Source organism: Sphingomonas sp. (genome assembly GCF_042096255.1).
Classification (GTDB): Bacteria; Pseudomonadota; Alphaproteobacteria; order Sphingomonadales; family Sphingomonadaceae; genus Sphingomonas.
Genome location: NZ_JBELLZ010000112.1, coordinates 1 through 8,928, shown reverse-complemented (window position 1 = coordinate 8,928; position 8,928 = coordinate 1). Strand labels below are relative to the sequence as shown.

At 66.2% G+C, this 8,928-nt stretch carries 8 protein-coding genes and 1 pseudogene; 1 reads left to right on the top strand and 8 read right to left on the bottom strand.

All coding sequences use genetic code 11. The annotated features are described in order from the left end of the window. From ACFDTH_RS15860 to clpP, 6 genes are all read right to left on the bottom strand, one after another. Positions 1 to 343, bottom strand: a 343-nt coding sequence (locus ACFDTH_RS15860) for an LON peptidase substrate-binding domain-containing protein (protein WP_375288530.1), incomplete at its 3' end; no start/stop codon positions are given. A gap of 120 nt (positions 344 to 463) precedes the next feature. Then, a complete protein-coding gene (locus ACFDTH_RS15855; RefSeq protein ID WP_375288529.1) occupies positions 464 to 1,564 on the bottom strand; it encodes a hypothetical protein in 1,101 nt (366 codons plus the stop codon). Between the two features lie 78 nt (positions 1,565 to 1,642). Further along, positions 1,643 to 2,731 (bottom strand): hypothetical protein, encoded by a 1,089-nt coding sequence (locus tag ACFDTH_RS15850; protein ID WP_375288528.1) that lies wholly within the window; start codon positions 2,729 to 2,731, stop codon positions 1,643 to 1,645. A 109-nt stretch (positions 2,732 to 2,840) separates the two neighbouring features. Further along, the gene (locus ACFDTH_RS15845; protein WP_375288527.1) at positions 2,841 to 3,923 is read right to left on the bottom strand and encodes a hypothetical protein; all 1,083 of its coding nucleotides are present in this window, start codon (positions 3,921 to 3,923) and stop codon (positions 2,841 to 2,843) included. A gap of 51 nt (positions 3,924 to 3,974) precedes the next feature. Next, on the bottom strand, positions 3,975 to 5,240 hold the full coding sequence (gene clpX / locus ACFDTH_RS15840) for an ATP-dependent Clp protease ATP-binding subunit ClpX (RefSeq protein WP_375288526.1): 1,266 nt from the start codon (positions 5,238 to 5,240) through the stop codon (positions 3,975 to 3,977). A gap of 121 nt (positions 5,241 to 5,361) precedes the next feature. Beyond that, positions 5,362 to 6,051 carry an ATP-dependent Clp endopeptidase proteolytic subunit ClpP gene (gene clpP / locus ACFDTH_RS15835; protein ID WP_375288525.1) on the bottom strand — a complete coding sequence of 230 codons (690 nt, stop codon included), beginning with the start codon at positions 6,049 to 6,051 and terminating at the stop codon, positions 5,362 to 5,364. A gap of 104 nt (positions 6,052 to 6,155) precedes the next feature. On the opposite strand from clpP, the gene ACFDTH_RS15830 reads away from it, so the two are divergent. Next, positions 6,156 to 7,463 carry a hypothetical protein gene (locus ACFDTH_RS15830; RefSeq protein WP_375288524.1) on the top strand — a complete coding sequence of 436 codons (1,308 nt, stop codon included), beginning with the start codon at positions 6,156 to 6,158 and terminating at the stop codon, positions 7,461 to 7,463. Here the strand turns inward: ACFDTH_RS15830 and ACFDTH_RS15825 are convergent. Beyond that, entirely contained in the window at positions 7,412 to 8,359 is a 948-nt protein-coding gene (locus tag ACFDTH_RS15825; RefSeq protein ID WP_375288523.1) for a glycosyltransferase family 2 protein, read from the bottom strand. The two genes, ACFDTH_RS15830 and ACFDTH_RS15825, sit on opposite strands and share 52 nt — an antisense overlap. A gap of 116 nt (positions 8,360 to 8,475) precedes the next feature. Continuing rightward, positions 8,476 to 8,928, bottom strand: a pseudogene (locus tag ACFDTH_RS15820) (trigger factor); the annotation flags it as partial.

Genomic DNA, 8,928 nt, shown 5'->3' with positions numbered 1-8,928 from the left:
CGACTTCCTCGATGAGCTCCACCGTGGCGACAAGATGGCCCTTACCGGCGATTGCAAGCTCGCCAAAGCGACCGCGCTGCTTGCCTTCAACGAGCACGCGTACGGTGCCGTCCGGCAGCTTCAGGAGCTGGAGAACGGTCGCGGTTACGCCGACCTCGTAGAGATCATCCCGCTCCGGATCGTCGTTCGCCGGGTCGAGCTGCGCGACTAGGAAAATCTCCTTGTCGTCCGCCATCGCCGCTTCCAGCGCGGCGACGGACTTATCGCGCCCGACAAACAAGGGCACGATCATGTGCGGGAAAACGACGATATCGCGAAGTGGAAGGACGGGAAGACTGATCATGCTGACTCCGGCGCGCCGCCAACGTGGCGCTTGCCAGCTATATGGGGGACCCGTCCCGCAGCATCAATCACATCGTCCGACCGCGTCCGTCACCACCACACGCTGTCTCGCCTCCCACCATCAAGACGGCTGCATCGCTGTCCCGGTGGGCTGCGCGGTATGTTGCGCGTCGAGCCAGCGGAAAACCGCGCCCCACCTCCCGGCGGGTCGGTTCGATCTCAGATGGCTTAGCAAGGCCTTGCTAAACTCCGGATCGTAGAAGGACTCAAGCCACGCATTCACTTCCGCATGGGAAATGACCTGCATGTCCGCCGGCGAGGGCTGGATAGTCGCGCGTGCCTTGACCTCGTCCGGATAGTCAAGTCCTTCTACGACGCCGTTCCAAGCGTCGCGGTGCCCCTGTTCGATGATCTGGACCCAGGCCTCCGGGATCCGCAAGGGCGCGCCGCCGTGCTGCTCACCGAATCTCGCCACGGCTTCCCTAAAGATGGCATAGCCGTGGCTCGTGCCGGGGAAGTCCCGCTTGTGTCGGGCAAGCAACGCGCAGGCCGGGCCCGACATCGAGGCGTTTGTGGAAAGGGTGTGCGGGGCCGCCGGCAGCGGGCGTCCGAGGATGAGTCCGGCCTGCTCGCGAAAATCCTCGATGACGTCGCCGCCTGAGAGAAGCTTCCTGTCATAAAGCCGCAGGGTGACGTTCTCGAATACACGGCGGAGCGCCGCCACCCGTACGGGATGGGTAGAGGCGAAGCCGGACGGAGATGGCGGCTGGCCCAAGCCCTTGAGCGCCTGCTGGACACCGGAAGGATAGAAGGAAACCGGGTGGCGGACGTAGCCAATCGCGTACACTTCCGCGTCCGGAACGACCTTCGTGAGAAACTTGCGGAGAACACGTCCCCGTGCACCACCGAAATACTCGTGAGAGAGGATCACCACGTCGTCCGGCCCCGCTGCCTTCAGTTCGTCGATAACGGTGTCCAGCGCTCCTTCCGTGCCTTCGCGTGCCGCACGCCGCGCCAGGAAGCCCTTGAGTTCACGCTTCTTGGACGCCTTGTGCTCGTGCTGTCCCTCCTCGATCGCGGCAGCCAGCTTCCAGTGGCTGGCATGACCAAGGTCCGGGTACCGGATCGAGAGCGAAGCCAGCGCGTCACGAACCGCGTACAGATACTCCTGGATCGCCGACGACCCGGTCTTCGGAAGCCCAACGTGGACAAGGACGCGCATGAAGGTCGATCTCCGCTCTGCCTGCCCGGCACCGCTAGCCTGTATCTCCGGTGTAGCAAAGCGTCGCCGCGCAAGCCCCTAAGCCTCGGTCATTCCCGGCAGGGGACTGCTTGGCCTTGACCGCCGCCTTCCCCGGTTCCCGGCCGCCTTACCCGATGGGCGCCTCGCGAGATGAGCCAGCAGTCCGTCCCGATATTCCGGCGTGGCATAGCCGAGCAGCCAGCGCGTCACCGCGTCGGGCGCAACGTCCGCCTCGACCGGCTCGACATCCACCCGTGCCCGTGCCTTGACCTCGTCCGGGGAGTCCATCGTATCGACGATCGCGTTCCATTCCGCGCCGAGCCGGCTCCGGAGCAGTCGCTGCCACTCCACTGGCAGGGCCAGTTTCGACCGGGTTGCATAAGGCCCGTCGAAGCCCGAGATCTTCTTGCGCAGGTCCGGAATGTCCCGCAGCGGCGAGGACGGATCTTCCTGCGCCTCGACCAGCAACGCGCACCCCTGCGCGGACAAAGCGCTGTTCGCACCGAAGCTACGCCCGGCCTCCGGCAGGTCCCGCCCGGTCTCGAGCCGGAACCAGTCCCTGAAATCGGCGATCACGTCACCGTCGGTTAGCGTCTTGGACGAGAAGCACCGCAGCTTCAGATCGTCGCCGCAGACCTTCCGCAGACCCTTCACCCGCACGTGGTGCTGGCTCGTCCAGCTGAGCGGATGAAAGTAGGACTTGCCCGCCTTGACGTTGTGCTGGACGGAGGACTGGAAGAGCGACGCGGGCTCACGCGCATAGGCCATGACAGTTGGCGTCAGCGCAGGATCCACCTGCCGAACGAACTTGCGCAGGCGGGTCATGGTCTGCAGCGTGCCAAAATTCTCCTGCGAGATCAGCATCACCTGGTCGCTGTTCCGGTGCTGTCGGATCAGCCCGGCGAGCGTATCAAGCGCATCCCCGACACCATCGCGATCGGCCAATCGGCCAAGATAGCCACCCGCGCCCGCCTCGCGCCCGCCACCGCGCTGGGCCAGTTCGGCGGCGATCCGCCAATGCGCGCGCGCGCCGAGATCGGGATAGAGCACGCCCGCCTCGGCGAGCGCCGGACGTACGTGGTGCAGATACGACTGAAGCGACGACGATCCCGTCTTGTTCAGACCTGCGTGGATGACCAGTCGCATGCGATTTCCTTCAAGCGCGCCCACCGGGCGCCAATGCGATACGGCCCCTCGCGCGAAACTCAATATCGGGCCCCGCCATGCGCGATCTCCGGCGCAGATCGTCCACCCACTATCCGACCCGCGCCTCCATCCAGGCGCGCGCATCGGCATCGATCATCGCCGCGTGCTTCGGATCGGTTCCAAGCCACTCCAGGAAAGCGCGATTGAATGCCGGATCCTCATAGCCGCCAAGCCACTGCTCCAACGTTCGCGCCCGACCATTCGGGGCTCCGGGTGACTCCGGCGACAAGCGGATCTCCTTTAGGGCGGCGGGTTCATATTCGAGGTCCTCGACCAGCATGTTCCACCGCTGCTGGTGGCGGGCAGCGATCAGCGCCCTCCAGTCGGTGGGAAGAACAAGCTTCGGTTCGCCCCGGCCCGATGCGAAACGGATCAGCGCGTCGCGCAGGCCGGCGAAGGACGCGATCTCGCCTTCGGGGCAAGCCTGATTGTACCGGAACAGCAGGGCGCAGATCGGCGCCGCCATCGCCGAATGAGTCGCATATGCACGGCGCGGGGGCGGCAGCCAACGGCCGGTGATCCGATGCACCGTCGCGCGGATGTCAGCGATCACATCGCCTTCGGTCAGCACATTGCGATCAAAGACGCGGATCGTCGCGCGCTCGCCAAAAGTGGCTCGGATCAGGGCAGCGCGCTCCTCGTGATTGGATTTCCACCCGTCCGGCGGACGGGCAATGCGCCGCGCTTTCAGCACCTGCTGCACGACGGACGGATAGAGCGAGGGCGGGCTGCGGACATAGACCAGCGCATGGACCTCAGCTTCCGGCGCAATCTCCTTCAGAAAGGCAACAAGCTGCCGCAGGCGCGCAGGCTGGGCGAAATTCTCGTGCGAGAGGATCAGCCAATCGTCGCCAAGCCGCGCGACATGGTCGGCGATCCGCTGCCGGACCGCCTGTGCTTCGCCCGCCGACGCTTCCGCATGGCGGGCCATATATCCGATCAGGCTGGCGCGACCCGCCTCGCCATCGCCGGCCACCGCCACGGCGAGCTTGAAGTGGTTCGCCGATCCCAGGTCCGGATAGACGAAGCCAACCTCCGCCATGCTGCCGCGCGCGGAATGGAAATATTCCTGGATCGCCGACGACCCGGTCTTGTGCAGCCCCATGTGGACGAGGATGCGTGGCGGACGCACCGGCACTTCCCGACGCTTCCGCCACCATAGCATGCCGGCCGCTCCGGAACTTCAGGCGGCGTCGCCAGCCTTCTTCTTCTCGGCATAAACGCGGATCGGCTCCTTGCGGCCTTCCACCACGTCCTTGTCGATCATCACCTCGTCCACCGAATTCATGTCCGGCAGGTCGAACATGGTATCGAGCAGGATGCCCTCCAGGATCGAGCGCAGGCCGCGCGCGCCGGTCTTGCGGTCGATCGCCTTCTTGGCGACCGTGACCAGCGCGTCGTCGGTGAAGCCGAGGCCCACGTCCTCCATGTCGAACAGCTTCTGATACTGCTTTACCAGCGCGTTCTTCGGCTCGGTCAGGATCTTGACCAGCGCGGTGACATCGAGGTCCTCCAGGGTCGCGATCACCGGCAGGCGGCCGACGAATTCGGGAATCAGGCCGAACTTCAGCAGATCCTCCGGCTCGGTCTGGCGCAGCACCTCGCCGGTGCGCTTCTCCTCGGGCGCGGCGACATAGGCGCCGAAGCCGATCGACTTGCCCTGCAGGCGATCGCCGATGATCTTCTCCAGCCCGCTGAACGCGCCGCCGCAGATGAACAGGATGTTGGTCGTGTCGACCTGGAGAAACTCCTGCTGGGGATGCTTGCGCCCGCCCTGCGGCGGGACGGAGGCGGTGGTTCCCTCCATCAGCTTGAGCAAAGCCTGCTGCACGCCCTCACCCGAAACGTCGCGGGTGATCGAAGGGTTCTCCGCCTTGCGGCTGATCTTGTCGATCTCGTCGATATAGACGATGCCGCGCTGCGCCCGCTCGACGTTATAGTCGCTGGCTTGGAGCAGCTTGAGGATGATGTTCTCGACATCCTCGCCGACATAGCCGGCTTCGGTCAGCGTGGTCGCGTCGGCCATGGTGAACGGCACGTCGAGGATGCGCGCCAGCGTCTGCGCGAGCAAGGTCTTGCCGCAGCCGGTGGGGCCGACGAGCAGGATGTTCGACTTGGCGAGCTCGACATCCGCGCCCTTCGCGCCGTGGTTCAGCCGCTTGTAGTGGTTGTGCACCGCCACCGACAGCACGCGCTTGGCCTGCTTCTGGCCGATCACATAGTCGTCAAGGACGTTGCAGATCTCCTGCGGGCTAGGCACGCCGCCATCCTTCTTGGAGACGAGCGACGACTTCGCTTCCTCGCGGATGATGTCGTTGCACAGTTCCACGCATTCGTCGCAGATGAACACGGTCGGGCCGGCGATCAGCTTGCGCACCTCGTGCTGCGACTTGCCGCAGAACGAGCAGTAGAGCGTGCTCTTCGAGTCGCCACCGCTGAGCTTGGTCATTCAATCACCTCTCGCGCACAGGGTACCGGGGCGCGCACCGGAACAGGGCATCGTAGTCCGATGCCGTCAACGCACAATCACCAAAAACGCCGAAATCGAGACGATCCGGCGCGCAGGCGCCTCAAGCCGCCGCCGCCATGTCGTCCGCCGGCGCCGGTCGTTTGTCGAACACCTCGTCGATCAGGCCGAAGTCCTTGGCTTCGCTGGACGACATGAACGTGTCGCGGTCCATCCGCCGCTCGATCTCCTCGATCGGCTGGCCGGTGTACTGGGCATAGAGCTCGTTCATCCGCGCGCGGATGCGCAGGATTTCGCGCGCCTGGATCTCGATATCGCTGGCCATGCCCTGTGCGCCGCCCGAAGGCTGGTGGATCATGATCCGCGCGTTGGTGAGCGCCACGCGCATGCCGGGCTCACCGCTCGCCAGCAGGAAGCTGCCCATCGAGGCGGCCTGGCCGATGCACACCGTGCCGACGCGCGGACGGATGTACTGCATCGTGTCGTGGATCGCCATGCCTGCCGTCACCACCCCGCCCGGCGAGTTGATGTACATGAAGATGTCCTTCTTCGGATTCTCCGATTCCAGGAACAGCAGCTGCGCGGTGATCAGGCTGGCCATGCCATCCTCCACCCCGCCCGTGACGAACACGATGCGCTCGCGCAGCAGGCGCGAGAAGATGTCGAACGAGCGCTCGCCGCGGTTCGACTGCTCGATCACGATGGGGACGAGGCCCGCGGTGGTCGGCTGCATGCCGACCCCGGCGCGCGCCAGGGCGCCTGCGAAATCGCCGGTCTCGAACGGATTGTGCATGGAAACTCTCTCTTCCCCGATCTCAGGGCAGCAACATCGGCGCTTGGGCCAGCGACTTCAAGCCTGTCGTTGCGTCCACCCCCAAGCCGAGACAGGAAGGGGTGATGACGGGGGGAACCAAGACCGGGCGCGGCGAGATCGCTGATGTCGCGCTGCTGCTGGCGCTGGCGGCGATGGTGCGGCTGGTGTGGGCGCATGCCGCGGGCGCATTATGGTCCTTCGTCGACCTGGGCGAGGCGAGCCATGTCGCGCTGGCGGTGGCGCGCGGCGACGGCATCGCCGACTCCTTCTACACTGGCCAGGGACCGACCGCGCACCTGCTGCCGACCTCCGCGGCGATCGCGGGGGGGCTGTACCGACTGTTCGGCTATCCTTCGGAAGCGGCGAACCTCGCGGTCGCGCTGTGGGGCATCGTGCAGAGTCTTGCGGCGCTGGGGCTGCTCTATGCCGTCGGTCGCGCCGCCGGGATGCGACCCGGCGTTGCCCGGGCCGGGTTGCTGGTGCTGGCGATCTCGCCCGCCATGCTGGCGCAGGAGGCGGCGGACTTTCGTGTGTGGGAGGGGGCGCTGGCGCTGTGCCTGGCGTGCGCGAACCTGCTGATGCTGCTCGCCTGGGAACGGGACGACCGGTTCGGCGTCCGCCACATGGCACTGGCCGCCGGAACCACGGCCTTGACCTTCTTCGTCAGCCCGCCGGCGGGGATCGGCATTGCCGCCTGCTGGGGCCTGTTCGCGTGCCGCCATCTCACGCTGGGAAGGCTCGCGCTGTTCGCCTTCGGCGGCGCATTGGCAACCGCTCTGTTCCTGACGCCCTGGGCCGTTCGCAACGCTGAGGCGTTCGGGCGGTTTGTCCCGCTACGAAGCAACTTCGGGCTGGAACTGGCGCTGGCCAACCACGATGCCGCGCTGGCCGGATCGCCCCGCGACGCAACCTTCAATGCGCGGATCGACGCCATCCACCCGTTCAACAGCCCCGCCGCCGCCGCACGCGTCCGGCAAGTGGGCGAGATCGCCTATGCGGCGTCGCTCGGGGAGGAAGCCAAGCGCTGGATCGCAGCGCATCCGGGCGACTTCCTTAATCTGACGCTGCGGCACTATCGCCAGTTCTACCTGCCGGACGAATGGCAGATGCGCGCCACCGTCTGGCGCAACGCCACCTGGCTGCGGCTAGTACCGATCTGGCTAGCGTCGCTGCTGGGGCTGACCGGACTGACGATCGGTGCATGGCGCGGACGACGTGTGGACGGGTATCTGCTGCTCTACGTCCTCGTCGCCGGCCTACCCTATGCGATCGTCCAGCCGGTGCCGCGCTACAGCTATCTGGTCTATGGTGTGCTGACGCTCGCGGCGGTGCGGCTGATCTACGAGATTCTTGCACTGCGCCGCGACAGATCGATCGGGATCGACAGATAGGCGAGCCGCCGCACCTCGCGACGCCCTCTGACCACCGTATCGAGGATGAGCCCCGCGAAGAACGACAGGGCCGCCAGGATCATCAGCCCGGTGACCAGGATCGCGGTGGGGAAGCGCGGCACCAGCCCCGTCTGCGCATAGGTGATCGCCAGCGGCACTGCGAGGATCACCGCCAGCAGCGCCAGCGCTCCAGCGAGCCCACCGAAATACCAGAGCGGCCGCTCGATCCGATAGAGCGTCGCGATGGTGCCGAGGATGCGGAAGCCGTCCCGGTAGGTGCTCAGCTTGGAGGAGGAGCCTTCGAGGCGTGCGAAATAGCGCGTTTCGATCTCGGCGGTGGGCATCTTCAGCTCCAGCGCATGGACGCTGATCTCGGTCTCGATCTCAAAGCCGACCGACAGCACCGGAAAGCTCTTCACGAACCGTCGCGAGAATATCCGGTAACCCGAGAAGATATCGGAGAAACTGCGCCCGAACAGCCGCGCCAGGATGCCGGTCATCATCCGATTGCCCAGCACGTGGCCGCGACGATAGGCCTCCGCCGCCTCGTGCACACGGCTACCCACCACCATGTCGAGCTTCTCTTCCAGCAGGCGGGTGACCATCGCGGGGGCGGCGGTGGCATCATAGGTCGCGTCGCCGTCCGCCATCACATAGACGTCCGCCTCCACGTCCGCGAACATGCGGCGCACGACCGCGCCCTTCCCCTGGATCCGCTCGGTCCGGACGATCGCGCCCGCGGCGCGCGCGACTGCGACCGTGCGATCCCGGCTGTTGTTGTCGAAGACGTAGATCGCCGCGGACGGCAGCGCCGCGCTGAACGCGGCGACCGTTTGCGCGATCGCCGCCTCCTCATTGTAGCAGGGCAGCAGCACGGCGATCGTCGGTTCGGTCAAGGATAGCCCCCTCGTCGCCCCGGCATCACGCCGGAGTCCACGTCGCCATACAGCCTAGCCGCAAGGTCGTTGCCGAACCGTGGATGCCGGGACGGGCCCGGCACCACGATCGCGGATCAGGCCTCGCCTTCGCCCTCGGCCTTAGGCTCGGCCTTCTTCTTGGCGCGCGGCTTCTTGGGCGCGGGCGGGGCCTCGTCGGGCGAACCGGTGCCCTCGGCCGCCTCGGCCACGTCCGGCTGCGCTTCCAGCACCTGAGTCTCGGCCTCGATCGGCGCGGCCTTCTTGGCACGCGGCTTCTTGGCAGGCGCGGGCGCCGCCTCGACCTCAGCTTCAGCAGGCTGCTCGCCCGCGTCCACCGGCTCGGCGTCGTCAGCCTTGGCCTTCTTCTTCTGGCGCGGCTTGTGGTTGTCGTGATCGTGGGTGTGCGTGCCGGTCGCGAAGCCGTCCTCGCTCTCGATCGCTTCCTCCAGCTCCTCGCGGGTGGTCTCGCGGTCGGTCACCTCGGCCTTGTCGAACAGGAAGTCGACGACCTTGTCCTCGTAGAGCGGCGCGAGATCGGAAGAGCACAC